The organism is Azorhizobium sp. AG788, assembly GCF_943371865.1.
In the GTDB taxonomy this organism is placed as follows: domain Bacteria; phylum Pseudomonadota; class Alphaproteobacteria; order Rhizobiales; family Xanthobacteraceae; genus Azorhizobium.
On the sequence record NZ_CALRWL010000001.1, the window covers coordinates 37,072 to 62,343 of the forward strand.

Below are 25,272 nucleotides of genomic sequence, written 5' to 3' on the forward strand. Positions count from 1 at the left end.
GGCTTCGCTCTCAACCGCTCTAAAGGCGCGAAATGGCCTCGACCGATTCGGGGCCGTGCAACAGGCGCTCCGGCAGCTTGGCCGCCGCCGCCTGCAGCTTGGGCAGGATCTCGGCCATGTCGTCCGCCACCAGCAGGTTGATCGGGTTGGCGCCATGGATGAAGGCGTTGGCACGCATGTGATCCAGCAGGCTGAGGAGCGGATCCCAGAAGCCGGCGATGTTGGCCACCAGGATCGGCTTGCGATGCTGGCCCAACTGGGCCCAGGTGAGCTGCTCCACCAGTTCTTCCAGCGTGCCGACCCCGCCCGGCAGCGCGACGAACGCATCGGCCCGTTCGAACATCAGTCGCTTGCGTTCATGCATGTCGGCGGTGAGGATCATTTCGGAGGCGTCGCCGAATTTGCCTTCGCGGGTGACGAGAAACTCCGGGATGATGCCGGTGACCGCTCCGCCTTCCGCGGCGGCCGCGCTGGCCACTTCACCCATCAGGCCCAGTCCGCCGCCGCCATAGATGAGCCGGATGCCGTTGCGGGCCAGTTCGGCGCCGAAGGCGCGGGCCTGCGCGACGAAAATGGGGTCCAACCCCGGGGACGACCCACAATAGACGCAGACGCTTTCGATACGTGCCATGGTTCCTGCTGTGTTGCCTGTGTTCACCAAAACTCCCATCCGGTCAGGATATTGGACCGGCTTCGTTCAAAAATGCTGACCACCGGCGACGCCTTCGTGACGTCGGCGCAGTGGCATCTGACGCGCAAGGCCGCGTGCGGCCTGCGGCCTCGGGCGACGGTCGCCGGGCTGGCGACGGTGAGCGCCTTGTGGGTGACCGCCTTGTGAATGTCACGTTCATCGTCTATCGACGATGCGCGATGAAGATCGACTCCTCCCCAACGCTCGATGGCCGGGATCGCCTGGCCAGCCAATTGCGGGCCCTGGCCCATCCCGCGCGCCTCGCCGTGCTGGAGACCCTGGCGCGCCAGGACACCTGTGTGTGCGGCGATATTGTGCGTGGCCTGCCCCTGGCGCAATCCACGGTCTCGCAACACATAAAGATCCTCGCCGAGGCGGGGCTGGTCCGCACCACTGTCACCACCGCGGGCGGGCGCCCGTGCTACTGCATCGACAAGGCTGCTCTTGCGGCCTTGCGCGGAGATATCGAGGCGCTGTTCGACGGGCTCCGCGAAAGCGGATGCGCGCCTGCGGCGACGGTCCCGGAATCTGCCGCATCTTCCTGAAGTGGGTATTTATGTCTGATTCTTCAACACCTCCGGTGGCGGCGGTGTCTCCAAAGCGCCGTTCGTTCAAAGGGGTCTCCTCCGCCAAGGGCGCGCTGGGCGGCACCATTACGGCACTGTGGCCCTATCTGTGGCCCGCGGACCGGGCAGACCTCAAGGCCCGGGTGGCCGCCACCACGGCGCTGCTGTTCCTGGCCAAGTTCGCCACCATGGGCGTGCCGTTCATCTTCAAATGGGCCACCGACGCCCTGGCGCATATTCCCGATGGCCAGCACGAGCCGGACTTCGCCTGGCTGCTGGCGGCCCCGGTGCTGCTGACCCTGGCCTATGGCTTCAGTCGCATCGTGGTGGCGGGCATCACCCAGTTGCGCGACGGCATCTTTGCCGCAGTGGCGCTCAATGCGGTGCGCAAGCTGGCGCTGGAAACCTTCGAGCACATGCACGCTTTGTCGCTGCGCTTCCATCTGGAACGCAAGACCGGCGGGCTGACCCGCGTGCTGGAGCGGGCGCGGGAGGGCATCGAGACCATCGTGCGCATGCTGGTGCTGCAACTGGCACCCACCATCGTCGAGATGGTTCTGGTGATGGTGGTGCTGCTGTTCGCCTTCGACTGGCGCTATGTGGCGGTGGTGGCGGTCACGGTCACGCTCTACACATGGTTCACCTATGCGGCGAGCGAATGGCGGATCCAGATCCGCCGCGACATGAACGAGAGCGACACCGAGGCCAACACCAAGGCGGTGGACAGCCTGCTGAACTACGAGACGGTGAAATATTTCGGCGCCGAGCGCTGGGAAAGCGCGCGCTACGACAAGAGCGTGGCCCGCTATGAGAAGGCGACCGTGCGCACCTTCACGTCCCTGGCCTGGCTCAATGCCGGGCAAGCGGTGATCTTCACCCTCGGCCTCACCGCCACCATGGTGATGGCCGCGTTCGACGTGCGCGCGGGACGCCAGAGCATCGGCGCCTTCGTCATGGTCAATGCCATGATGATCCAACTCTACCAGCCGCTCAATTTCCTCGGCATGATCTATCGCGAGATCAAGCAGGCCATCGTCGACATCGAGGCCATGTTCGCGGTGCTGGCGCGCGATCCGGAGATCGAGGACAAGCCCGGCGCGGTGGCGCTGGCGGTGGGCGGCGGCACGGTGCGGTTCGAAGACGTGCGCTTCGGCTATGATCCGGATCGGGAGATCCTCAAGGGCATCTCGTTCGAGGTTCCCGCCGGGCGCACGGTGGCCATCGTCGGCCCGTCGGGCGCGGGCAAGTCCACCATCTCCCGGCTGCTGTTCCGCTTCTATGACGTGAAGGGCGGGCGCATCACCATCGATGGGCAGGACATTCGCGATGTGACGCAGGACAGCCTGCGCGCGGCCATCGGCATGGTGCCGCAGGACACCGTGCTGTTCAACGACACCATCGCCTACAACATCCGCTATGGCCGCGCCGGTGCCAGTGATGAGCAGGTGGAGGCCGCCGCCCGGCTGGCGCAGATCGACACCTTCATCCGATCTGCCCCCAAGGGCTACAAGACCGAGGTGGGCGAGCGCGGCCTCAAGCTCTCCGGCGGCGAGAAGCAGCGGGTGGCCATCGCCCGCACCATTCTCAAGGCACCGCCGATTCTCGTGCTGGACGAAGCCACCTCGGCCTTGGACAGCCACACGGAAGGGGAGATCCAGGATGCGCTGGACAGCGTGTCGCGCGGGCGCACCACGTTGGTGATCGCCCACCGCCTGTCCACCGTCATCAACGCGGACGAGATCCTGGTGTTGGCGAAGGGCGTTGTGGCCGAGCGCGGCAGTCATGGGGATCTGCTGGCTCGCGGCGGACTTTACGCGGCGCTGTGGCAGCGCCAGCGGGAAGCGGACGATGCGCGGCAGAAGCTGCTGGCCGCATCCGAAAGCGCATCCACCATCGAGGATGCGTCGGAGACGCGCCCTGAAGGCCATCTGGTGGTTCATCGCGAGGATCAACCAACCATTGTTGCCTAGGTCGGGGGGGTGTAAACGGGGAACAACAAATCTAGACTAAGGGGGTAGCGGACCACTTCTCGAGCCGCCATTCTATCGCTTGCCGCAGGGGAAATGGGGCGACCTCCAGGGTGCTAGAAAATCTGTATCTTGAATCCAAGGTCGACCGACCCAAGTTGCGGATCGGTTTGCTGGTGGATGGGGACTACACCACAGCGGCAGCGGCGGCAGTCGTGGAGCATATCCAGGCCTGCAACTTCGCCCAGATCGTTCTCATTGTCCGCCATGAGGGCGCACAACGGGACTTTGCGCGTCATCGGTCCTGGCCGCAGCGCTTGCTGAAACTGGTTCGCAGCCGCAGCATGCGGCGGCGCTTCTGCTACGCCGCTTATACCAAGATTGAATCCTGGATCGCGCGCAACGAAGAGCAAGATCCGCTGCGCATGGTGGATTGCAGCCAGGCGTTCGCGGGGATCGAGAGCTTGACCGTGAAGCCGGACGAGTTCGGCTTCGTGCATCGCTTCCGCCCCGCCGACGTGGAAGCCATCCGCGCGTACAAGCTCGATGTGCTGCTCCGGTTCGGGTTCAACATCCTCAAGGGGGAGATCCTCACCGCCGCCCGCTGCGGGATCTGGTCCTACCATCACGGCGACCCGGAATTCTATCGCGGCGCGCCGCCGCAATTCTGGGAGATGGCCGAGGGCAATCCCCTGTCCGGTGCGGTGTTGCAGATCCTCGACGAGCAACTGGATGGCGGGATCGTGCTCGAAAAGGGCCTGTTCGCCACCGATCTTAGCATCTCCCTGCGGCGAAACCGGATTCAGGTGTTCTGGGGGTCCGCACATTTCGTCATCGCCAAGCTGAAGACGCTGCACGAGCGCGGCTTCGAGGCGGTTCTGGCGGGCGCGCAGCCATCGGCCCTCTATCGGGGCCGTCGCCCGATCTATCGCACGCCCACCAATATCGAGGTGCTCGGCTGGCTGCTGCGCACCATCTGGAGAAAAGTGCGCCTTCGCCTGTCACCGCAGCAGGTGGAGCACTGGCAAATCGCGGTGCGGGTGACGCCGCCCGGCGGAAACCGGCCCCGGCTCGCGGTCGATCCCCCGAATGGTACGGCGGATCTGTCCGGCTTCCGCTTCGTGTCCTCGCCGCGCGGCCGGGTCTATGCCGATCCGTTCCTGATCTGGCACCAGGGTTCAGCTTACGTGTTCTTCGAGCAGGACAGCTACGATGGCACGCCGGCGGTCATTGCGGTGGCCAAGATCGAAGGCGACGAGGTCGGGCCGGCGCAGGTGTGCCTGAGCACCGGCGCCCATCTGTCCTATCCGCAGGTCTTCGCCCATGACGGCGAGATCTACATGGTGCCGGAAAGCAGCGAGGCCCAGGAAGTGGCGCTCTACCGGTGCCTGGAGTTTCCGCTGCGCTGGGAAAAGAGCCACGTGCTGCATCACGGCTCGGTCGTGGATGCGACCGTGTGGCATGAGGACGGCATCTGGTATCTGTTCGCGACGCTGGTGGTGCCCCGCAGCAGCGCCGCCAGCCTGCATCTCTTCACGGCCACGCACTTGGCAGGTCCGTGGAGCGCGCACCCCAGCAATCCGTTGTCCTACGACGTGCGCAACGCCCGCGGCGCGGGACCTCTGTTCCGCCGCGACGGCGTCCTCTATCGTCCCAGCCAGGATTGCTCGGGCACCTATGGCCGGGCCATAGAGTTCAATGCAGTCGACGTGCTGACAGCGGACGACTATGGCGAGCACAAAGTGATGGAGATCACCCCCGCCGACGTGCCGCCGTTCCACGGCGCCGTGGCCACGGGCATTCACACCTATCACGAGGCGTGTGGTATCGAGGTAATCGATGCCAAATTCCTGGTGCCGGCGCGCCTGGTGAGGTGAGGCCGGCCCGGCGTGGGGTCTGGCCGCCCGCGGCGGCTCCGCGCGACGCAACACCGTGCGGGCTATTTTGCATCGTCATTTGACGAGGGGGCAGGGGGTGACTACCTGTGCCTCAGCCCAGGCCGCCGTGCGGCGCCCATTCGGAGACAGGCGTGTCCCTCGTAACATCGATCCGAAACTCCCTCGTGCCGATTCACCGGGAAGGCTATCCCTTCATCGGCATTGCGGTGGTGATCGCCCTCGGGCTGTTCATGGTGTCAACTTTCTTCGGCATGATCGCCGTGGGGCTGGCCATCTGGACCGCCCTGTTCTTCCGCGATCCCCCGCGCGTGACGCCGCTGCGGGACGGGCTGGTGGTCTCGCCGGCCGACGGGCGCATTTCGCAGGTCGGCCTCGCGCTGCCGCCTAGGGAACTCGGCCTGTCCGACGTGCCGCTGCTGCGCATCTCCATTTTCATGAATGTATTCAACGTGCATGTGAACCGGGCGCCCATGGGCGGGCGGATCGAAAAGATCGCCTATAAGCCCGGCCTGTTCCTGAATGCGGACCTGGACAAGGCGAGCGAGGACAATGAGCGCAACGGCCTCATCATCCGCGGTGCCCATGGCCCGGTGGGCGTGGTGCAGATCGCCGGCCTCATCGCGCGCCGCATCGTGAGCTTCGTGCATGAGGGCGAGGAATTGAGCCCCGGCGAGCGCTTCGGCCTGATCCGCTTCGGTTCGCGGGTGGACGTCTATCTGCCTGCCGGCACCCGTGTGCTGGTCTCGGTTGGGCAGGTGGCCACCGCGGGCGAGACCGTGCTGGCTGATTTCGCCGCGCCGCCGGCGCGGGATATCGCGTTCCGGGTTTCGTGAGGGCGCCATGACCGCTCCGTTCCAGCCCTTCGATCCCAACGGCGCGCCGACCCCGCCGCAGCCGCGCTTCGGGCGCATCCCCATGCGGCTGCTGCTGCCGAACATGGTCACGCTGCTGGCCCTGTGCTCCGGCCTCACCGCCGTGCGCATGGCCATCGAGCATCGGCTGGAACTGGCGCTGGCGGCCATCGTGTTCGCCGCCATCCTGGATGGGGTGGATGGGCGCCTGGCCCGGGCGCTGAAGGGAACCTCGAAGTTTGGCGCGGAACTGGACAGCCTGGCGGACTTCGTGAACTTCGGCTGCGCGCCGGCCCTGATCCTCTATCTGTGGGGCCTGGACGAAGCTGGGTCCATCGGCTGGATCGCGGCGCTGATCTTCGCCATCTGCGCGGCGCTGCGTCTCGCCCGCTTCAATGTGATGCTGGACGATCCGGACCGCCCGGCCTTTGCCGCGGACTTCTTCACCGGCGTGCCAGCCCCGGCGGGGGCCATCACCGTGTTGCTGCCGGTCTATCTGGATCTGCTGGGCATGCCCCACGGCGCCTTGAGCGCGCCGCTGGCGCTGGTCTTCTGCCTCGCCATCGGCGTGCTGATGATTTCCAAGGTGCCGGCCTGGTCCGGCAAGACCTTGGGCAAGCGGGTGCGGCGGGACATGGTGCTGCCCCTGTTCGTGCTGTTTGCGGTGTTTGCCGGGCTGCTGGCCAGCTATCCCTGGCTGGTGCTGTCGGCGGGCAGCGTGCTGTATTTGGCCATGCTGCCCTTCTCGGCGCTGCGCTATCGCCGCCTGCTGGCGAACCATGTGGCCGCGGGCGCGTCGGCGGCACAGCACCCGGTGCCCCCCTCGGCGCCCTGATCTCGACGCCGAGCGCCGCGGCCGCCCCTGGGCGGCCGGGGCACGGCAGGTCTTCGAGCCGGCACACCCATCTTTCCAGCGAGATCTATCGTCTCCCGGTCATCGGAGCGGCAGGGAACACGTTGGCGATGCCGCCGCAGCAGCGCTGTGCCCGCGCAACTTGCATGCAAATACACGATAGCGCCTAAGATATAGGCATATACGATGGTCTAATGCGGCATTCTCGAGGAGGGAAATGCACATAATTATATGAAAAATATAGAGAATTAAAAACAAGTATGCAATTGGCACGGCGCTTGAATAGCTCAGCAGGAGTTCGCCAGAAACGGGACCCTGCCCATGAATCGCCGTGAGTTCCTGACCTCCACCACCGCCACTGCCGCTGCGGCCGGAGCCGCCGTGGCGGCGCCCGCCATTTTCTCGTCGGCGCAGGCGCAGGCCCGCAACGAGACCTTGCTCATCGTCTCCGAGAGTGGGCCGAACAATCTCGATATTCACGGCGTGGGCACCAACGTGCCGGGCTATGAGGCCAGCTGGAACTGCTACGACCGCCTCATCACTCACCCCATGAAGGACGTGAACGGCACCCCTTATTACGATCGCGACAAGTTCGAAGGCGAACTGGCCGAGGACATGAGCATCGGCGACATGTCGGTGACGTTCAAGCTGAAGAAGGATGCCACCTTCCAGGACGGCACCCCGGTCACCGCCAAGGACGTGAAATGGTCGCTGGACCGGGCGGTCTCCGTGGGCGGCTTTCCCACCTTCCAGATGAAGGCGGGATCGCTTGAGAAGCCGGAGCAGTTCGTGGTGGTGGACGACCGAACCGTCCGCGTGGACTTCATCCGCAAGGACCGCCTCACCATCCCCGATCTGGCGGTGATCGTGCCCTGCGTGATCAATTCCGAACTGGTGAAGAAGAATGCCACCGCCCAGGACCCCTGGGGCCTCGAATACACCAAGCAGAACACCGTGGGCTCCGGCGCCTACAAGGTGACCAAATGGACCCCGGGCACCGAGGTGGTGTTCGAGCGCTTCGACAATTGGAAGGGCGGCCCGCTGCCCAAGGTGAAGCGGGTGATCTGGCGCATGGTGCCCTCCGCCGGCAACCGCCGGGCGCTGCTGGAGCGGGGCGATGCGGACATCTCCTACGACTTGCCCAACAAGGATTTCGTCGAGCTGAAGGAGAATGGCAAGCTCACCATCATCTCCACGCCCTATTCCAACGGCGTCCAGTACATCGGCATGAATGTGAAGAAGCCGCCGTTCGATAATCCGAAGGTGCGCCAGGCCATCGCCTACGCCATTCCCTATCAGAAGATCATGGATGCGGTGCTGTTCGGCCTCGCCAAGCCCATGTTCGGCGCCCCCGCCGATGCCAAGACCCAGGTGGCGTGGCCGCAGGCCACCAAATATGACACAGACATCGCCAAGGCCAAGGCGCTGCTGGCCGAGGCCGGTCATCCCAATGGCTTCGAGACCACCATCTCGTTCGATCTGGGCTTTGCCGGCATCAACGAGCCGCTGTGCATTCTCCTTCAGGAGAGCCTGGCCCAGATCGGCATCAAGACCACCATCAACAAGATCCCCGGTGCCAACTGGCGCACGGAGCTGAACAAGAAAGAGCTGCCGCTGTTCACCAACGTGTTCTCGGGCTGGCTCGACTATCCGGAATACTTCTTTTTCTGGTGCTACCACGGCTCCAATTCGGTCTTCAACACCCCGAGCTATCAGTCCGCCGCCATGGATACGTTCATCGACGGCGCCCGCACCGCCGCCGCCAGCGGCGACAGGGCTGCCTATGACACCGACGTGCGCGGCATGGTGGATCTGGCGTTTGCGGATGTGCCCCGGGTGCCGCTGTTCCAGCCTTATGTGAACGTGGCCATGCAGAAGAACGTCACCGGCTACGAATACTGGTTCCACCGCCGGCTGGACTACCGCGCCCTCGCCAAGGGCTGACGGCACGAACCTTGCTGTTCCTGCGGGGGAACGGCGGGACGGGCAGGGCCGGCGGGCGCATCTCCCCGCCGGCCCTGCCTCCCCACGGGCGAAATTGCACGCAGCGTGATCGGCGTGTGCCCTGGAGCGGGCACACGCGACGGCTGTCAGGGCCAGAGGTCGAGGACAACAGGAGGAGGGTGCCGTGCTGAAGTTGATCGCGAGCCGTCTCGCCACCGCGGTGCCGAGCCTCATCGGGGTGGTGATCGTCACCTTCCTGCTGACGCGCGTGCTGCCCGGCGACACGGCGGCCTATTTTGCCGGCCCGGCCGCCACGCCGCAGGCCATTGCCGAGATCAAGACCAAGCTCGGCCTCGACAAACCGCTGCCGGTACAGTTCGTGGATTATGTCTCCGCCCTGGCCAAGGGCGATCTGGGCAGTTCGCTCTCCACCGGCCAGTCGGTGGCCCATGAGATCGCCACCCGGCTGCCGGCCTCCGCCGAACTGACCTTGTCTGGCCTGATCGTCGCCTTGCTGATCGCGGTGCCGTTCGGTATCGCGGCAGCGGTGAAGCAGGGTTCGTGGATCGACCATGCCTGCCGGCTGATTACCACGGCGGGGGTGTCGCTGCCGGTGTTCTTCACCGGCCTGCTGCTGGTCTATGTGTTCTACTTCAAGCTGGGCTGGGCACCGGCCCCGCTGGGGCGGCTCGATGTGTTCTTCACCGCGCCCGATACGGTCACCGGCTTCTATCTGATCGACAGCCTGATCGCCGGAGATCTGGAAACCTTCCGCGCCGCCGCCGCCCAGCTGGTGGTGCCGACGCTGACGCTGGCGATCTTCGCCTTGGCGCCCATCGCCCGCATCACCCGCGCCTCCATGCTTCAGGTGCTGTCGTCCGAATTCGTGCGCACGGCGCGCGCCGCCGGGCTCACCTCCCGCACGGTGATCCTCACCTATGCCTTCCGCAACGCCATGCTGCCGGTGGTGACCACGCTGGGCATGGTGTTCTCCTTCCTGCTGGGCGCCAATGTGCTGGTGGAGAAGGTGTTCGCCTGGCCGGGCATCGGCTCCTATGCGGTGGAGGCGCTCATCACCTCCGATTTCGCGCCGGTGCAGGGGTTCGTGCTGGCCATGGCCATTCTCTACGTTGCCCTCAACCTGGTGATTGATCTCGCTTATGGCGTCATCGATCCGCGCGCGCGGAGTGAAGCATGACCCTCGCCACCGCCCCCGAGCGCCGCTCGCATTCGTCCAGCGGCCTTGCCGCCACCCTCAAGCACGCGCGCTATGTGATCTCGGACAATCCGGTCACCGGGCTCGCCTTCTTCATGCTGCTGGTGCTGGTGCTGGCGGCCCTCATCGGCCCGTTCATCGTGCCTTATGACCCGTTGGCCTCGGACACCATGGCGGCGCTGAAGCCGCCGTCCGCCGCCCATTGGTTCGGCACCGATCAATTGGGCCGGGACATCTTCTCCCGCGTGGTGGTGGCCACCCGCCTGGACATGGCCATCGCCATATTCTCGGTGGCTTTGGTGTTCGCCGCCGGTGGCATCGCCGGCATCGCGGCGGGCTTCTTCGGCGGCTGGACCGACCGCATCGTCGGGCGCATCTGCGATACCATCATGGCCTTCCCCTTGTTCGTGCTGGCCATGGGCATCGTGGCGGCGCTGGGCAATACGGTGACCAACATCGTCATTGCCACCGCCATCATCAACTTCCCGCTCTATGCCCGCGTCGCCCGCTCCGAAGCCGCCATCCGCCGGCAGGCGGGGTTCGTGCAGGCGGCCCGGCTCACCGGCAACAGCGAATGGCGCATCCTGCTCACCCAGATCCTGCCCAACATCCTGCCGATCATGATGGTGCAGATGTCGCTGACCATGGGCTATGCCATCCTCAATGCCGCCGGCCTGTCCTTCATCGGCCTCGGCGTGCGCCCGCCCACCTCCGAATGGGGGATCATGGTGGCGGAAGGGGCGACCTTCATCGTCTCCGGCGAGTGGTGGATCGCCTTGTTTCCGGGCCTGGCCCTGATGTTCGCCGTGTTCTGCTTCAACCTGCTGGGTGACGGTCTGCGCGACATCGTCGATCCCCAGCGCCGCACGTGAGGACGACACCCATGCACGGCGTCATTGATCCGGAGATCACGTCTCTCGCTCCCACGGAGGAAGCGCACGGCCCGCTGTTGCAGGTGCGCGACCTTACGGTGGAATTCGCCACCCGGCGCGGTGTGGTGACGGCGGTGGAGAAGGTCAACCTCACCGTGGCCAAGGGCGAGACCCTCGGCATCGTCGGCGAGAGCGGCTCGGGCAAGTCGGTCACCTCCTATACGGTGATGCGCATCCTCGACCGCGCCGGGCGCATTGCGGAGGGCTCCATCTCCTTCTCGGGCATCGACGTGGCCCATGCCCCCGAGCGCGAAATGCGCGACCTGCGCGGGCGCGAAATGTCGATGATCTTCCAGAACCCGCGCGCCGCCCTGAACCCGATCCGCAAGGTCGGCCACCAGATCGGCGACGTCCTGCTCCAGCACGTCCAGGCCCAGCCGGGCAATGTGAAGGAGAAGGTGATCGACATCCTCAACCAGGTGCGCATCGCCCGGCCGGAGGAACGCTATCACGCCTATCCGTTCGAACTGTCGGGCGGCATGTGCCAGCGCATCGTCATCGCTCTGGCCTTGGCCTGCCGGCCGCAATTGCTAATCGCCGACGAGCCCACCACCGGTCTCGACGTCACCACCCAGAAGGCGGTGATGGATCTGGTGACGGAACTCACCCGCGCGCGGGGCATGTCCACCTTGCTCATCACCCATGATCTGGGGCTTGCCGCCACCTATTGCGACACGGTGATGGTGATGCAGAAGGGCAAGGTGGTGGAGACGGCCCCCGCGGAGCAGATCTTCCGCAATCCCCAGCACCCCTACACCCGCAAATTGATGCGCGCGACGCCCCGCCCCGGCATCACCTTGCGCGATCTCCTGCCCGAGGAGGAAGCCGCCAAGCTCCCCGAGCGCTCCGCCGCCGCCATCGCCACCCAGGCAGCGGAAGCTGCCGCCGGTGAGCCGCTGCTCAAGGTGGAGAATCTGCTGAAGGAATATCCCCGCCAGGGCGCGCCCACCGCCATGCTGGCAGGCCTGTTCGGCAAGAAGGCACCGGCGGAGGACAGCATCTTCCGCGCGGTAGATGGCATCTCCTTCGAGGTGAAGAAGGGCGAGAGCGTCGGCCTGGTGGGCGAGAGCGGCTGTGGCAAATCCACCACTTCCACCATCGTCATGCGGCTGATCGATGCCACTGCCGGGCGCATCACCTTCGACGGCACCGACATCGGCGCCATTCCGGCGCGGGAATTTGCCCACCACCCCATCCGCCGCCGCATCCAGATGGTGTTTCAGGACCCCACCGAAAGCCTGAACCCGCGCTACACGGCGGAGCGCGCCATCGCCGACCCGTTGCTGCGCATGGGCGGCATGGGCAAGTTCGGCGGTGGCAGTGCGCTGCGGGCCAAGGTGGAGGAACTGGCGGGTATGGTCGGCCTGCCGGCCGACCTGCTGGATCGCTTTCCCCACCAGCTCTCCGGCGGCCAGAAGGCCCGCGTCGGCATCGCTCGCGCCATCGCATTGAAGCCCGATCTGGTGATCCTGGACGAGCCCACGGCGGCGCTGGACGTGTCGGTGCAGGCGGTGGTTCTGAACTTGCTGGAGGAACTGAAGCAGACGCTGGGCATGAGCTATCTGTTCGTCTCCCACGATCTGCATGTGGTGCGGCTCTTGTGCGACCGCGTCATCGTCATGCGTCAGGGGCGGGTGGTGGAGGAGGGCTCGTCCGAGCAGGTGCTGGAGGCGCCCAAGGACGCCTATACCCGCGAACTGATCGCCGCCATTCCCCATCCGCCCGTGTGAGGATCCTCATGGCTCAAGACCCGTCCGATCCCGTCCCCCCCGCCGGCGACGACGCCCTGGCGGCCTTGCTGTCCGGCAGCGTCGCCGCCTTCGGCGTGCCGCTGGAAGACGCCTGGCGCATCGAGGCCTTGTCTTATCTGCGCAGCATCGCGGATGCCGCCCATCTGGTGCTGTCGCTGGATCTGGGCGACGAGTGCGATCCCGCCGCGGTGTTCCGGGCATGAGCGCATCCCCTCTCGCCGCCCCCATCGATGACGTGGCCGTGCTCGCCACCGCCCCGGCCTCCGACATTGCCGCAGCGGTCGCCGAAGGCCGGGTCAGCGCCCGCGCCGTCACCGAGGCGACGCTCGCCCGCATCGCCACTGTTGATCCCAAGGTCAATGCCTTCACCGATGTGACCGCCGCCCGCGCCCGCGCCGCGGCGGATGCGCTCGATGCCCGCCGCGCGGCGGGCGAAGCGCTCGGCCCGCTGGCCGGGGTGCCGTTCGCGGTGAAGAATCTGTTCGACATTGCCGGGCTCTCCACCCGCGCCGGGTCGAAGATCAACCGCGGATTGCCGCCCGCGCCCCGCGATGCGGCGCTGGTGGAGAGACTGGAGGCGGCCGGGGCGGTGCTGGTGGGCGGTCTCAACATGGGCGAATATGCCTATGATTTCACCGGCGAGAACGTCCATGACGGCGCCTCCCGCAACCCGCACCATCTGGACCATATGACCGGCGGCTCGTCCGGCGGCTCGGGGGCGGCTATCGCCGCCGGGCTGGTGCCGCTGGCCCTGGGCTCGGACACCAACGGCTCCATCCGCGTGCCGTCGTCTTTGTGCGGCATCTTCGGGCTGAAGCCCACCTATGGCCGCCTGTCGCGGGCGCGCTCGTTTCCCTTCGTCTCGGCGCTGGATCATCTGGGGCCGTTCGCCCGCACCGTGGCGGATCTGGCGCTGGCCTATGACGCCATGTTGGGCCTGGATGGCGACGATCCCGTGCAGGCGAACCGCCCGGTTGCGCCCGTGGCGGGCACGCTGGATGCGGGCATCTCCAATCTGCGCATCGCCGTTGCCGGCGGCTACTTCCGCACCAAGGGAATGCCGGAGGCATTCGCCGCCGTCGACCATGTGGCGGCAGCCCTCGGGGTGACACGCACCGTAGACGTGCCCGATGCCGCCCGCGCCCGCGCGGCGGCCTACATCATCACCGCCGCCGAGGGCGCGAGCCTGCATGCCCGGCGCCTGCACGAGCGGCCGCAGGATTTCGACCCGGCGGTGCGGGACCGGCTGATCGCCGGCCTTGCCATTCCCGCCGCCTGGGTGGCGGGCGCGCAGCGGTTCCGGCGTCACTTTCAAGCGCAGATGCTGGCGCTGTTCCGGGACGTGGATGTGCTGCTGGCCCCCTCCACCCCCTGCCGCGCCCCGCGCCTGGGGCAGACCACGTTCGAGCTGGATGGGGAGACGATGCTGGTGCGGCCGAACCTCGGTCTTTATACCCAGCCGATCTCCTTCATCGGCCTGCCGGTGGCGGCGGTGCCGGTGTGGCTGGATGAGGGCTTGCCCATCGGCGTGCAGGTGATCGCGCCGCCCTGGCGCGAGGATGTGGCCTTGCGGGTGGCGCGGCATCTGGAAGCCAGCGGCGCCGTGCGCGCGCCGGTGGCGCAATTGTAGGAGCAAGCGTGCAGATCAACGATCCGGTCGCGATGGCCGAAATGGAAGCCGCCTTCGCCCGCTATGAGGCGGCGCTGGTCTCCAATGACGTGGACACCCTGGACGATCTGTTCTGGGACGACGCCAGAACCATCCGCTATGGCGGCGGCGAAAACCTCTACGGCATTGCGGAGATCCGGGCTTTCCGGTCGGCGCGGCCGGCCCAGGGGCTGGCGCGCACCCTGGGCCGGACGGTGATCACCACCTTCGGGCGGGATTTCGCCACCGCTTCCACGGTGTTCACCCGCGAGGGCGCGCCGGGCCGCAGCGGACGGCAGCAGCAGAGCTGGGTGCGGTTCGCCAATGGCTGGAAGGTGGTCGCCGCCCATGTGAGCGTCATTCCCGATCCCATCGCCTGACGCGCCGATCAGACGCCGTTTTACGGTGAGGCGTCCGTGCTGATCCGCCCGGTGCCGTGCCGCCCGGGCGGCTTGATTTCACCCCGGCAGAGAATCCCGGTAATTCTGTAAGTCCCATGTCCATCCCAGGTTCAGAGACCGTTACGGTCGCCCCGTCTTCCCGCCTCCGCCGGCGCCGCGGCCCCAGCCGGGCCGTGACCCGCACCGAGGAGCTACGGCTCCAGATCGCCGACGACATCGTGCGTGGCCGCCTGGCGCCGGGCACGGCGCTGGAGGAGATGGAGGTGGCCAAGCGCTATGGGGTCTCGCGCACGCCGGTGCGGGAGGTGATCCGGGATCTGGCCGCCTCCGGCCTGGTGGAAACCCGCCCGCACCGCAGTGCCTTGGTGGCCAAGCCCTCCCTGGACCGGCTGCGGGGCATGTTCGACGTGATGGCGGAACTGGAGGCGCTGTGCGCCGGCCTGTGCGCCGTCCACATGACCAAGGCCGAGCGCGGCCAGTTGGAAGCCATCCACGCCGAACTGGCGGACCTGACGCGGCGGGGCGATGAGGCCCACTACACCTTCCTCAACGAGCGGTTCCATACCTTCCTGTATGGCGGTGCGCACAATTCCTATCTGGCGGAGATCACGCTGGCCACGCGGGCGCGCTTGCAGCCGTTCCGCCGCGCCCAGTTCCGCACCTTGGGGCGCCTGGCGCTGTCCTATGCGGAGCATGATGCGGTGGTGCGGGCGATCCTGCGCGGCGACAAGGGGGAGGCGGCCGCGACCATGCGCAGCCACATCCTCACCGTCGAGGTCGCCTATGAGCGCTACGCCGAGAGCGTGTGAGCCATCGCTCTGGGGGGAGGGCGCCGCACCGGGCGCCCCCCGTGATCAGGCGACTGGTGCGCTGAGGCTCTCCAGATAGGCCCGAAAGCCGCCGAAGCGGGTGATGTCCGGGCAATCGGCGACCTCTCCCGCCTCGGCGAGAAAGCCCGCCACCCGTGTGCCGTCCGCCAGTTCCACCGAGCCGAGGCCCAGCGGCGCGGGAATGGTGGCGAGTAGGCGGCCGACCCCATCCAACGGCAGCGACCAGACCTCGCCGGCAATGGCCGCACCGTCGCGCCGGACCCGCACGAGGCCGGGTCGCGGCGTCTCGCCCGCCAGCAGCGAGAGCCGGTAATGGGCGGCTGTGGTGACGTTGGCGGAAAAACGGCCGCCAAAGGCCTGCAACTCTCCGTTGAGGGGCAGGCCCGACAGATGGGCGCCGAACACGCAGACATCCAGGCGATCGGGATCGGGCGCCGTCGCGAGCGGCGGAAAGGCGACGGTTTCGCCGCTGGCCGCCAGCGGCAGGGCTGCGTCCGCCGCGAAGGCGCGGGCGATGGCCGCCACGGCGGCGTCAGCTCCCGCGGGAGCGAGGAAGGTGATGCCATAGGGGATGCCGGTAGCGGCAATCGCCGCCGGCACGGCGGTGCCGCACAGATCCAGCAGATTGACGAAATTGGTGTAGGTGCCGAGGCGGGAATTGAGCCGGATGGGGTCCGCCAGCACCGCCTCCAGCGTATAGGCGGTGGGCGCGGTCGGCACGACGATGGCATCGAGCTCCGCCAGGACGGGCTTGACGGCGGCGCGCAGCGCCTGAAGCCGATACAAGGCGCGGAAGGCATCCGCCGCCGTGGGCGTCGCCCCGGCTTCGGTGATGGTGCGGGTCACCGGATGGACCGCGTCGGGGTCGCGCGTCAGCAGGTCTTCCGCCACGATCCAGCGCTCGGCCACCCACGGGCCTTCATAGAGCAGGCGGGCGGTTTCCGCGAAGGGGGCGAAATCGATCTCCACCAGACGGGCGCCCAGGTTGCGCAGCCGGGTGAGGGCGCCCTCATAGGCCTCCGCCGCATCGGCGTCACCGAAGAACTCCCGTTGCGCGGGCGGCAGGATGCCCAGCACCGGGGCCGGAGGCATGGGTGCCAGCGGCGCCAGGGGGAGGGGCCGTGAATAGGCATCCGATGGCTCGAAGCCGGCGATCACGCTTAGCACCGCCATGGCGTCATCGACGGTAAGGGCGAACACGGAGATGCAGTCCAGGCTGCGGCAGGCGGGCACGAGGCCGGTGTTCGGCACCAGGCCGAGGCTGGGCTTGAGGCCCACGATGTTCTGCAACATGGCCGGCACCCGGCCCGACCCAGCGGTATCGGTGCCCAGCGCCACTGGAACGATCCCCGCCGCGACCGCGGTTGCCGAGCCGGATGACGAGCCGCCGGGCACCAGGTCGGGCTTGAAGGCGTTGCGCGGGATGCCATAAGGCGAACGCACCCCTACGAGGCCGGTGGCGAACTGGTCCAGATTGGTCTTGCCGACGATCAGCGCACCGGCCGCCTTCAGCCGTGCGACCGCGACGGCGTCCGCTGCCGGCTCATAGGCGAAGGCGGGGCAGGCGGCGGTGGTGGGCGTGCCCGCCAGGTCAATATTGTCCTTCACCGCCACCGGGATGCCGTAGAGCGGCAGGTGCGCCGCGCCTTGGCTCTCAAGGGCGGCGGCCTCCGCCAGCACATCGGCCTCGGGGCGCAAGGTGATGAAGATCGCCGGGTCGCCATGGTCCGCGATGCGCCGGTAGGTGGCGCGCACGGTCTCGCTCGGGCTGCGGGTGCCGCGGCGATGGGCTGCGAGAAGAGAGGCGATCGTGTCCATGAAGGCTCCTGAGGGCTTTGCCTGACTTAAGCAGGAACCGCGCCAGTCGCGCTGAACCACCGCGGCGCGGCCCATAGGAGGGAAAGTCACGGATTGCCAATGGGTTGAAACTTATCGCCTCGATGGGGCGCCCCTGCGGATCCGCCGACAGAGGAAAATAGAAGCGTAAAAAATAATCAGATGCATAATTTATGATCTAATAAATCGTTATTGCATGCACATTGCCGCAGTCCGTGACGGCTGCTCCGCCGGGGCGGGACGCAGCCTGCGATGAGGTGTGCCTCCCACGCATGCTGCGGCGCGCAGGGCTGCGGGCGCCCCATCTTGTAATCCCGTGCCACGCACCTGATCTCTAGAGCTTGTCGGGGTTGGCACGGGATTATCGCTTATGACGTCACTTTCCATCCTCGACCTCGCCCCGGTGCCCCAGGGCGGCACGCCCCGCGATGCACTGCTGCGCAGCCTTGATCTGGCCCAGCATGCGGAAGGTTGGGGCTACACGCGATTTTGGGTCGCCGAACATCACAACATGATCGGCATTGCCAGCGCGGCCACATCGGTGGTCGTGGGCTTTCTGGCCGGCGGCACCCGCACCATTCGGGTCGGGGCAGGCGGCATCATGCTGCCGAACCATTCGCCGTTGGTGATCGCCGAGCAGTTCGGCACCTTGGATGCGCTGTATCCGGGCCGGATCGACCTCGGCATGGGCCGGGCGCCGGGCACCGACCAGATGACCATGCGCGCCCTGCGCCGCAATCCCACCGCCGCGGACACCTTCCCCCAGGACGTGCTGGAGGTTCAGGCCCTGCTTGGCCCTGACCGCCCGGATCAGCGCATCCGCGCCGTGCCGGGCACCGGATCTCAGGTGCCGCTGTGGATTCTCGGCTCCAGCCTCTATGGGGCGCAACTGGCCGGCATGCTGGGCCTGCCCTATGCCTTCGCCTCGCACTTCGCGCCGGAGCTGCTGCTCCCAGCACTGTCCACCTATCGCGAGCGGTTCGAGCCCTCGGCTCAACTGCAAAAGCCCCATGCGATGGTCGGGGTCCCGGTCGTGGCGGCGGAGACGGATGCAGAGGCCAAGCGCCTGTTCACCTCCACCCAGCAGAGCTTCACCCACATGTTCCGCGGGACCCGGGGCCTGCTGCCGCCGCCCATCGACGACATCGAGACCTATTGGAGCCCTTCGGAAAAGGTTCAGGTCCGCGGCATGCTGGGGCGGGCGATCGTCGGTGGCCCGGAGACGGTGCGCCGTGGTCTGAGGACGCTGATCGCCGAGACCGGGGCGGACGAATTGATGGTGGCCTCGGCCATCTTCGATCATGGGGCACGCCTGCGCTCCTATGAAATCCTCAGCGGCCTCGACGTGGCGGCGATGGCGCAGCCGGCGTTCTGCTGAGACCTGCGCTGGGGGCGTGCGCGTTCGCGTGCCACCCTCAGCGCCGGCCTGCATTCCGCGGTGATCAGGCTCAGCCGGCCAAGCGATCACCGGACGGCGAAGATTGTCATGGCTTTTGGGAATCCCATATCCGGCTTTATCCGCTAGCTTTCCGTCCCCTGGTCCGACAAGTCAGGCGGCCCGCCCCCGCACGGAGACGTTCGATGACTGATACCCCCCGCACCCCTTCTCCTGCGGAGGCGCCGGAGACCAAGCTCACGGCCACCAAGCAACGCTGGGCCAAGGAAGGGCGCTTCCTCACCGGCCGGGTGACGCGGGCGGGCGACGAGCGCCTGCCACCGGGCCAGCATCTGGTGAAGGACTGGCCGGTGCTGGATCTCGGCCTCCAGCCGGAGCTGCCGCTGAACACCTGGCGGCTGGATGTGGACGGGCTGGTGGACCATCCCGCAAGTTGGGATTGGGCGGCGTTCCAGAGCCAGCCGCAAACCCACCTGGTCACAGACATTCACTGCGTCACCACTTGGTCACGCTATGACAATGGCTGGGACGGCCTGTTGACCCGCGACCTGATGGCCATGGTGGAGCCACGCATGGATGCGCGCTTCGTCGCCCTGCACAGCTATGACGGCTACACCACCAATGTCCCCATTGCGGATTTCGCCGCCGAGGATGCGATCCTGGCCCACAGCTGGCAGGGGCAGCCTCTGTCCACGGCCCATGGCGGGCCGCTGCGGCTGGTGATCCCGCATCTCTATTTCTGGAAAAGCGCCAAGTGGCTCAAGCGCATCGAGTTCATCCCCGCTGATCGCCTCGGCTTCTGGGAGGTGCGCGGGTATCACGAGCGCGGCGACCCGTGGGCCGAGGAGCGCTATTCCGAGGAATAGCCTCCGCCGCTCTGGCCCTTTTCGCCCCGCGCGTGCCTGCGCGCGCGGGGCATGGCTCCCGCCCTGTCGCCCCGCCGCTCCCACGGCGGGGTTTCGCGTTTCTGGAGCCGTTCCGGTGCGCCGTAGATGGTTGGAACGCGCCCACGGGGCCGGGCGGGCCTGTCGCAGGAAGGGCAGTGGCAAACAAAATCCTGTTGGGATAAAGAGTGGCCAACTGATTTTCCCGCGCCAGCCAAGCGCCAATTAAGACGATGAACGAGGTACTCGTGGACCAATTGGAGCGCTTTGAGCCGGGTCTGAAAGGTCAGATCGCCTACGAGCACCTTCATCGTTATGCCATCTGCCGTGAATGCGTATCGGGAGCGAGGGTCCTCGACCTCGGCTCCGGCGAGGGCTACGGGACCGGGCTGCTGGGCGAGCGTGCCAGCCATGTGACGGGCCTCGACGTGGATGCGGATTCGGTCGCCGCTGCGCAGGCGCGCCACGGCGTGGACGGGCGAGTGATCTTCAAGGTCGGCAGCGCGCACGATCTCCCGTTTCCGGACGCCAGCTTCGACGTGGTGGTCTCGTTCGAGATGATCGAGCATGTGGACCGGCAGGAGCGGGTGATCGCGGAAGTGCGGCGCGTCCTGAAGCCCGGCGGTCTGTTCGTGGTCTCGACCCCGAGCCGCGAAGTCTACAACCAGTTCAAGGCCCCGAACGAGTTCCACGTCAAGGAACTGGATCAGGGCGAATTTGCCGAACTGCTCGGCGCCGAGTTCCCCCATGTGGAGATGCTGGGCGAGCGTATCGGCGTCGTGTCCATGTTGGCACCGCTGGATCGGCCCGATACCGCAAGCGACTATGCCGGCTATATCGCCCGCTATGGCGAGTCGGACAGTGTGAGCATCGAGGCGGCGGCCGGCCAGTTCACCGATCCGGAGTATCTCGTCGCATTCTGCAGCGATACGCCCATCCGCCAGCGGGTGTTTGCCCACTCGATCATGATCGCGCCGCAGGATGATCTGTGGACCGAGAACACCAAGGTCCGGGTCTGGGCCTCCGGCCTGCACGAGGAGGATGAAGCCCTCCGCAAGCATGTGCGCGAGGTCGAGGCCGAGAAGGCCGACCTGGTCGCCGAGAAGGCAGCGCTCACGGCGCGGATCAAGGCCGAGGCCGTGCGCCTGTCCGAGGAAGCGGAACTCAGCGCGTTGCGCGCGCGCATCGCCAATGATCGTCGCCTGGCGTCGATCGCCGTGCGGTCGCTGCTGCTGGCTGCGGCTCCGCCGGTGCGCAAGGATGGGCGGCGCTTTCGCCGTCCGATCTGGCGCAGCATGGAGCGACTGGGCCTGTTCCATGCCGAATGGTATGCGGCACGCACGCCCGGCATCGCCCCGCGCGACGCACTGGCGCATTTCCGTTCGCATGGCCTGAGTGAGGGCCGCGATCCCCATCCCTTCTTCCACTCGGCCTGGTTCGCGCTCCAGTATCCGCAGGAGAATGAAGGCGCCGGGCCGCTGTCTTCCTACATTCGGGCGAAGACTCGCGGTGCGCTGTCGCCGCATCCTTTCTTCGACCCGCACCACTATGCGCGGCTCAATCCCGACGTGGCGGCGGCGAATGTTGACGCTTTGTCTCACTTCCTGTCCAGCGGCGAGCGTGAGGGGCGTCCGGTACACCCGCTCATCGACCTGGAGCGGCTGCGCAGCCAAGGGGCGAATCCGGGCGCGGGCGCTTCGGTTCTTTGGGCCTATGCCACGGACCCGGCCCTGTTCGACCTGTCGCCGCACCCGCTGTTCGATGCCAAGTTCTATCTCAGTGAGAACCCGGCGGTGCGGGACGCGGGCATTCATCCGCTGGTGCATTATCTGGTGTGGGGATGGCGCGAGGGGCGGTCGCCTCACCCCTATTTCGATAACGACTGGTATCTTTCGCGCTATCCCGATGTGCTGGCGGAGCGCATCAACCCTCTGGTTCATTATGTGACCACGGGTGCGGACGAAGGGCGAGATCCCAATCCCTTGTTCAGCACCACGCTGTATCTCGAAGCCTTCCCCAGGGCGCAGGCGCCGGGCATCACCGCGCTGGAGCATTTCCTGCGCAACGGCGGTCGCAATAGCTCCGGCAAGGCCTTCACCCTCACCGCCCAGGCGGATGTGGTGTCGGTGTGCGGGATCTTCACCCGCGCCGGTCGCACGCCATTGGATCTGCTCAGTGTGGTCTATGAGCCGGTTCATCCCGACGACGACGTCACGGATGATGGCGAAGATGACGTCGCTTGGCCGCCGGCGGTGGTCCGCGGCTACGCCATGGGCCAAGGTGTGAACGACTATCTGGTGCGGACCGAACGGCTGGAGCAGCAACTGCTCTACAGCTATCTCTTCGCGGTCATCGCCCGGCAGCAGCGCAGTCGGCGGCCCTTTACCGAGACCGCGGATTTCCGCCGGTTGCAGAAGCGGGCCATCGAACTGTCGCAGAGCCGGGCTGCCCGCTTCGGCGCCAAGCCGGACGTTTCCGTGCTGGTGCCCGTCTACAACAATCTGCTCGACACTCTGGTCTGCATCGTCTCGCTGCTCGAGCAGGACTGTGGGCTGAATTATGAGATCATCGTCGCTGATGATTGCTCCACCGACGGAACCGAGGTCGCCATTTCGGCCATTGGCGGCGTCGTCCGCGAGGTCCGCCATAGCGTGAACCTGGGCTTCCTGGGCAACTGCAATGCCGCCGCCCAGACGGCGTCAGGCGATGTCCTGGTCCTGCTCAACAATGACACGGTGATCCTGTCGGGATGGCTCGAGGGCCTCGTCGATGCCCTGCGCGCCGATCCTCGCGTGGGCATGGCCGGGTCCAAGTTGCTGAACTGGAACGGGACGCTCCAGGAGGCCGGCGGTATTTTCTGGCGCGATGGCTCGGCGTGGAACTTCGGTCGCAACGCCGATGCGCTCCAGCCTGAGTTCAATTACCTGAAAGAGGTCGATTTCTGCTCCGGGGCCTCCATCGCCCTGCCCATGACGGTCTGGCGTGAGCTCAACGGGTTTGATCCCCTCTATAAGCCGGCTTATTGCGAGGATGCGGATCTTGCGTTCCGGGTCCGCCAGAGCGGTCGCAAGGTGATCTATCAGCCCCGTTCCGAATTGATCCACCACGAGGGCCGCAGCCACGGTCGCGACATCAGCGTGGGCATAAAGGCCTACCAGGTGCGCAACATGGCGAAGTTGTTCGAGCGCTGGAAAAGCGTGCTCGAAGCCGACCATTTCGCCAATGGCGAGCATGTGTTCACGGCTCGCGACCGCTCCGGCCGCAAGCCGCATATCGTGATCATCGACCATTATGTGCCGCAGTGGGACCGGGATGCGGGATCGCGATCGGTCTACCATTATATCCGGCTGCTGCTGGACCGTGGCTTCCACGTGACCTTCTGGCCGGACAACATGCATTACGATCCCCAGTACGTGCCGCATCTCCAGGAGATGGGCGTCGAGGTGATCTATGGCATGGAATATTTGGATCGGTTTAAGCCGTGGATGGATATGGCCGGAGAAGACCTGGATTACATCCTGCTCAGTCGGCCGCATATTTCGATGAAATATATCGACGACATCAAGGCGTCATTCAAAGGCAAGGTTCTCTATTACGGAATTGATCTGCATTACAAGCGCATGGAGCTTGAGTACAAGGTCACTGGCGATCCGAAACTTCTGCAGGACATTGCCGAGGTCAAGAACCAGGAGCTGACCCTCTGCCGCACCGTGGATCTCTACATGTATCCCAGCCAGGACGAGATCGATGTCATCCGGGCGGAGATCGGTCCTGAGCACGCCGGCATCGCCATCCCGCTGAACATTTTCTCCGATGACGAAATCATCCCCTTCGACGCCGCGGCCCTGGCCCGGCGCGATCCCTTCAAGCTGATGTTCGTCGGTGGCTTCCGCCACCTGCCGAACGTCGATGCGGTGAAGTGGTTCATCGCCGACGTGCTGCCGCTCATCCGGCAGGCGGATCCACGCTATCATCTGGTGGTCGTCGGTTCGTATCCGCCCGACGATGTCTGTTCGGCGGTGTGCGACGGGGTCACGCTGCTGGGCCGGATTTCCGACGAGGATCTCCTGCGCCTCTATGGGGAGGTGGGGGCCTCGGTGGCGCCGCTGCGCTATGGCGGCGGGATGAAGGGCAAGGTCATTGAGGCGCTGGCGCGGGCGACGCCCCTGGTCACCACCTCGGTGGGCGTGCAGGGCATTCCCAATGCCACCGCATTCATCGCCGTGACCGACACCGCCGAGGCGTTTGCGCAGGCGGTGCTGGACACCAACCGCAATCCCGAAGCGACGGCGCAGCGGGTGAGGGATGGGGTGGCCTTCATCCAGGCAGAGTATTCCTACCGCACGCTGGGAGATCGGCTCTCGCATGTGATCCCAGAGTTGGCGCCGGAGCGCCGATCCTGACACGTCGAGGCCGCGTCCTGATCGCCAAAACAGCATTGGAGGGAGCGTGTCCCCCTTCTCTTTGACGCAAGGAGCCATTCCCGGCTGGAGGCTGAAGGTCAGGCTACATGACCAATGCTTTTGCGTCGTTCCTATTGAGAAGTCCGGATTCACGCCTCAAACTTAAACAGAATTGATCTCGCCATGACCGTATCGACCATCGAACCGCAGCGCGTCGCCGTTCTCATTCCCTGTTTAAATGAGGCAACCACCATTGCGAAAGTCGTATCGGATTTTCGCAAATACCTGCCCGATGCCGATGTCTACGTCTATGACAACAATTCCACTGACGGCACTGGCGACATCGCTGCGCGCGCGGGTGCGATTGTCCGGCTGGAACGGTTGCGGGGCAAAGGGCACGTGATGCGCCGCATGTTTGCGGACGTCGATGCCGACATCTACATCATGGTCGATGGCGACGACACCTATGATGCCGCCTCGGCCCCCGCTCTGGTGGCGGAGCTGTGTGCCGGCCCGTGCGATCTGGTCAATTGCGCCCGGGTGGACACCTCGGTGGAGGCCTATCGGCCGGGGCATCGGTTTGGCAATGCGGTGCTGTCCGGGTCGGTGCGCTATGTGTTCGGCACGGCGTCCAAGGACATGCTTTCCGGATACAAGGCGCTGTCCCGCCGCTTCGTGAAGTCGTTTCCCGCATTGTCGACCGGCTTTGAAATCGAGACCGAACTGCTGGTGCATGCCCTGGAACTCGGGATTTCGATGAACGAGATCTCGACGCCCTATAAGGAGCGGCCCACCGGCTCTGAAAGCAAGCTGCGGACCTTCCATGACGGCTGGCGCATCCTGCGCCTGATCACCTTGCTCTGTAAGGAAGAGCGGCCCCTCGCATTCTTCGCGCTGATCTCGGCGGTGCTGGCGTTCATCTCCATCGCGCTGTCCATCCCGGTGTTCTACGAGTTTCTCGAAACCGGACTGGTGCCGCGGTTTCCCACCGCCATCCTGTCGGTTGGCCTGATGCTGGCCGCGATCATCTCACTGTTCTCCGGTCTCATTCTGGATACCGTCACCCGCGGTCGCCGCGAATTGAAGCGTCTCTGCTTCCTGGGCTATGACGCGGTGGGCCAAAAGAGCGCGGCGCGCCCGAATTTTCCGTTCAAGCGCTGACCGCTCGACGGCGGGGGCGAAGTGTTGACGCATGATCCGACGGT

Annotated in this window: 20 protein-coding genes; 18 read left to right on the forward strand and 2 right to left on the reverse strand. The window is 66.0% G+C overall.

Annotated elements, in window-relative coordinates:
• Window positions 1-19: 19 nt before the first annotated feature.
• Window positions 20-631 (reverse strand): TIGR00730 family Rossman fold protein, encoded by a 612-nt coding sequence (locus tag AAG816_RS00165; RefSeq protein ID WP_341987236.1) that lies wholly within the window; start codon window positions 629-631, stop codon window positions 20-22.
• 72 nt (window positions 632-703) lie between these two features.
• Here AAG816_RS00165 and AAG816_RS00170 point away from each other — a divergent pair, with 72 nt between their 5' ends.
• The 14 genes from AAG816_RS00170 (at window position 704) to AAG816_RS00235 (ending at window position 15,527) form a co-directional block, all read left to right on the forward strand.
• Window positions 704-838 carry a hypothetical protein gene (locus AAG816_RS00170; protein WP_341987238.1) on the forward strand — a complete coding sequence of 45 codons (135 nt, stop codon included), beginning with the start codon at window positions 704-706 and terminating at the stop codon, window positions 836-838.
• The gene (locus tag AAG816_RS00175; protein ID WP_341987240.1) at window positions 835-1,236 is read left to right on the forward strand and encodes a metalloregulator ArsR/SmtB family transcription factor; all 402 of its coding nucleotides are present in this window, start codon (window positions 835-837) and stop codon (window positions 1,234-1,236) included. Before AAG816_RS00170 ends, AAG816_RS00175 begins: the two co-directional genes overlap by 4 nt.
• A gap of 11 nt (window positions 1,237-1,247) precedes the next feature.
• Window positions 1,248-3,227 (forward strand): ABC transporter ATP-binding protein/permease, encoded by a 1,980-nt coding sequence (locus AAG816_RS00180; protein ID WP_341987241.1) that lies wholly within the window; start codon window positions 1,248-1,250, stop codon window positions 3,225-3,227.
• 155 nt (window positions 3,228-3,382) lie between these two features.
• Window positions 3,383-5,101, forward strand: a complete 1,719-nt coding sequence (locus tag AAG816_RS00185) for a hypothetical protein (RefSeq protein WP_341987243.1) — start codon at window positions 3,383-3,385, stop codon at window positions 5,099-5,101.
• 152 nt (window positions 5,102-5,253) lie between these two features.
• A complete protein-coding gene (locus AAG816_RS00190) occupies window positions 5,254-5,955 on the forward strand; it encodes a phosphatidylserine decarboxylase (protein WP_341987245.1) in 702 nt (233 codons plus the stop codon).
• 7 nt (window positions 5,956-5,962) lie between these two features.
• The gene (pssA, locus tag AAG816_RS00195) at window positions 5,963-6,808 is read left to right on the forward strand and encodes a CDP-diacylglycerol--serine O-phosphatidyltransferase (protein WP_341987247.1); all 846 of its coding nucleotides are present in this window, start codon (window positions 5,963-5,965) and stop codon (window positions 6,806-6,808) included.
• A 339-nt stretch (window positions 6,809-7,147) separates the two neighbouring features.
• Window positions 7,148-8,770 carry an ABC transporter substrate-binding protein gene (locus AAG816_RS00200; protein ID WP_341987248.1) on the forward strand — a complete coding sequence of 541 codons (1,623 nt, stop codon included), beginning with the start codon at window positions 7,148-7,150 and terminating at the stop codon, window positions 8,768-8,770.
• A 184-nt stretch (window positions 8,771-8,954) separates the two neighbouring features.
• Window positions 8,955-9,968 (forward strand): ABC transporter permease, encoded by a 1,014-nt coding sequence (locus AAG816_RS00205; protein WP_341987250.1) that lies wholly within the window; start codon window positions 8,955-8,957, stop codon window positions 9,966-9,968.
• Window positions 9,965-10,858, forward strand: a complete 894-nt coding sequence (locus AAG816_RS00210; protein ID WP_341987252.1) for an ABC transporter permease — start codon at window positions 9,965-9,967, stop codon at window positions 10,856-10,858. Before AAG816_RS00205 ends, AAG816_RS00210 begins: the two co-directional genes overlap by 4 nt.
• Before the next feature lie 11 nt (window positions 10,859-10,869).
• Window positions 10,870-12,648 carry an ABC transporter ATP-binding protein gene (locus tag AAG816_RS00215; protein ID WP_341987254.1) on the forward strand — a complete coding sequence of 593 codons (1,779 nt, stop codon included), beginning with the start codon at window positions 10,870-10,872 and terminating at the stop codon, window positions 12,646-12,648.
• A gap of 8 nt (window positions 12,649-12,656) precedes the next feature.
• Window positions 12,657-12,872, forward strand: a complete 216-nt coding sequence (locus AAG816_RS00220; protein WP_341987256.1) for an AtzG-like protein — start codon at window positions 12,657-12,659, stop codon at window positions 12,870-12,872.
• Window positions 12,869-14,299 (forward strand): AtzE family amidohydrolase, encoded by a 1,431-nt coding sequence (locus tag AAG816_RS00225; RefSeq protein ID WP_341987258.1) that lies wholly within the window; start codon window positions 12,869-12,871, stop codon window positions 14,297-14,299. The genes AAG816_RS00220 and AAG816_RS00225 overlap by 4 nt, the downstream gene beginning before the upstream one ends.
• An 8-nt stretch (window positions 14,300-14,307) precedes the next feature.
• Entirely contained in the window at window positions 14,308-14,697 is a 390-nt protein-coding gene (gene hpxZ / locus AAG816_RS00230) for an oxalurate catabolism protein HpxZ (RefSeq protein ID WP_341987260.1), read from the forward strand.
• A gap of 194 nt (window positions 14,698-14,891) precedes the next feature.
• Window positions 14,892-15,527, forward strand: coding sequence for a GntR family transcriptional regulator (locus AAG816_RS00235; protein ID WP_341987262.1), 636 nt, complete (start codon window positions 14,892-14,894; stop codon window positions 15,525-15,527).
• Between the two features lie 45 nt (window positions 15,528-15,572).
• Here the strand turns inward: AAG816_RS00235 and atzF are convergent, their stop codons facing one another.
• Complete coding sequence (gene atzF / locus AAG816_RS00240; RefSeq protein ID WP_341987264.1) at window positions 15,573-17,366, reverse strand: allophanate hydrolase; 1,794 nt, start codon at window positions 17,364-17,366, stop codon at window positions 15,573-15,575.
• A gap of 388 nt (window positions 17,367-17,754) precedes the next feature.
• Between atzF and AAG816_RS00245 the strand changes: the two genes are divergently transcribed.
• The 4 genes from AAG816_RS00245 (at window position 17,755) to AAG816_RS00260 (ending at window position 25,228) form a co-directional block, all read left to right on the forward strand.
• Window positions 17,755-18,762 (forward strand): LLM class flavin-dependent oxidoreductase, encoded by a 1,008-nt coding sequence (locus AAG816_RS00245; RefSeq protein WP_341987266.1) that lies wholly within the window; start codon window positions 17,755-17,757, stop codon window positions 18,760-18,762.
• A gap of 203 nt (window positions 18,763-18,965) precedes the next feature.
• Window positions 18,966-19,646: a sulfite oxidase-like oxidoreductase gene (locus AAG816_RS00250; RefSeq protein ID WP_341987267.1), complete on the forward strand. Its 681-nt coding sequence runs from the start codon at window positions 18,966-18,968 to the stop codon at window positions 19,644-19,646.
• Window positions 19,647-19,897: 251 nt separating this feature from the next.
• Complete coding sequence (locus tag AAG816_RS00255) at window positions 19,898-24,067, forward strand: methyltransferase domain-containing protein (protein WP_341987268.1); 4,170 nt, start codon at window positions 19,898-19,900, stop codon at window positions 24,065-24,067.
• Between the two features lie 183 nt (window positions 24,068-24,250).
• Window positions 24,251-25,228, forward strand: a complete 978-nt coding sequence (locus AAG816_RS00260; RefSeq protein ID WP_341987269.1) for a glycosyltransferase family 2 protein — start codon at window positions 24,251-24,253, stop codon at window positions 25,226-25,228.
• Window positions 25,229-25,272 lie beyond the last annotated feature (44 nt).

Excerpts from the sequence above, each read along its gene's own strand:
- AAG816_RS00165 (WP_341987236.1), bottom strand. The coding sequence starts at position 631 with ATGGCACGTATCGAAAGCGTCTGCGTCTATTGTGGGTCGTCCCCGGGG.
- AAG816_RS00170 (WP_341987238.1), top strand. The coding sequence starts at position 704 with ATGCTGACCACCGGCGACGCCTTCGTGACGTCGGCGCAGTGGCATCTG.
- AAG816_RS00180 (WP_341987241.1), top strand. The coding sequence starts at position 1,248 with ATGTCTGATTCTTCAACACCTCCGGTGGCGGCGGTGTCTCCAAAGCGC.
- pssA (WP_341987247.1), top strand. The coding sequence starts at position 5,963 with ATGACCGCTCCGTTCCAGCCCTTCGATCCCAACGGCGCGCCGACCCCG.
- AAG816_RS00200 (WP_341987248.1), top strand. The coding sequence starts at position 7,148 with ATGAATCGCCGTGAGTTCCTGACCTCCACCACCGCCACTGCCGCTGCG.
- AAG816_RS00210 (WP_341987252.1), top strand. The coding sequence starts at position 9,965 with ATGACCCTCGCCACCGCCCCCGAGCGCCGCTCGCATTCGTCCAGCGGC.
- AAG816_RS00215 (WP_341987254.1), top strand. The coding sequence starts at position 10,870 with ATGCACGGCGTCATTGATCCGGAGATCACGTCTCTCGCTCCCACGGAG.
- AAG816_RS00220 (WP_341987256.1), top strand. The coding sequence starts at position 12,657 with ATGGCTCAAGACCCGTCCGATCCCGTCCCCCCCGCCGGCGACGACGCC.
- AAG816_RS00225 (WP_341987258.1), top strand. The coding sequence starts at position 12,869 with ATGAGCGCATCCCCTCTCGCCGCCCCCATCGATGACGTGGCCGTGCTC.
- atzF (WP_341987264.1), bottom strand. The coding sequence starts at position 17,366 with ATGGACACGATCGCCTCTCTTCTCGCAGCCCATCGCCGCGGCACCCGC.
- AAG816_RS00245 (WP_341987266.1), top strand. The coding sequence starts at position 17,755 with ATGACGTCACTTTCCATCCTCGACCTCGCCCCGGTGCCCCAGGGCGGC.
- AAG816_RS00250 (WP_341987267.1), top strand. The coding sequence starts at position 18,966 with ATGACTGATACCCCCCGCACCCCTTCTCCTGCGGAGGCGCCGGAGACC.
- AAG816_RS00255 (WP_341987268.1), top strand. The coding sequence starts at position 19,898 with ATGAACGAGGTACTCGTGGACCAATTGGAGCGCTTTGAGCCGGGTCTG.
- AAG816_RS00260 (WP_341987269.1), top strand. The coding sequence starts at position 24,251 with ATGACCGTATCGACCATCGAACCGCAGCGCGTCGCCGTTCTCATTCCC.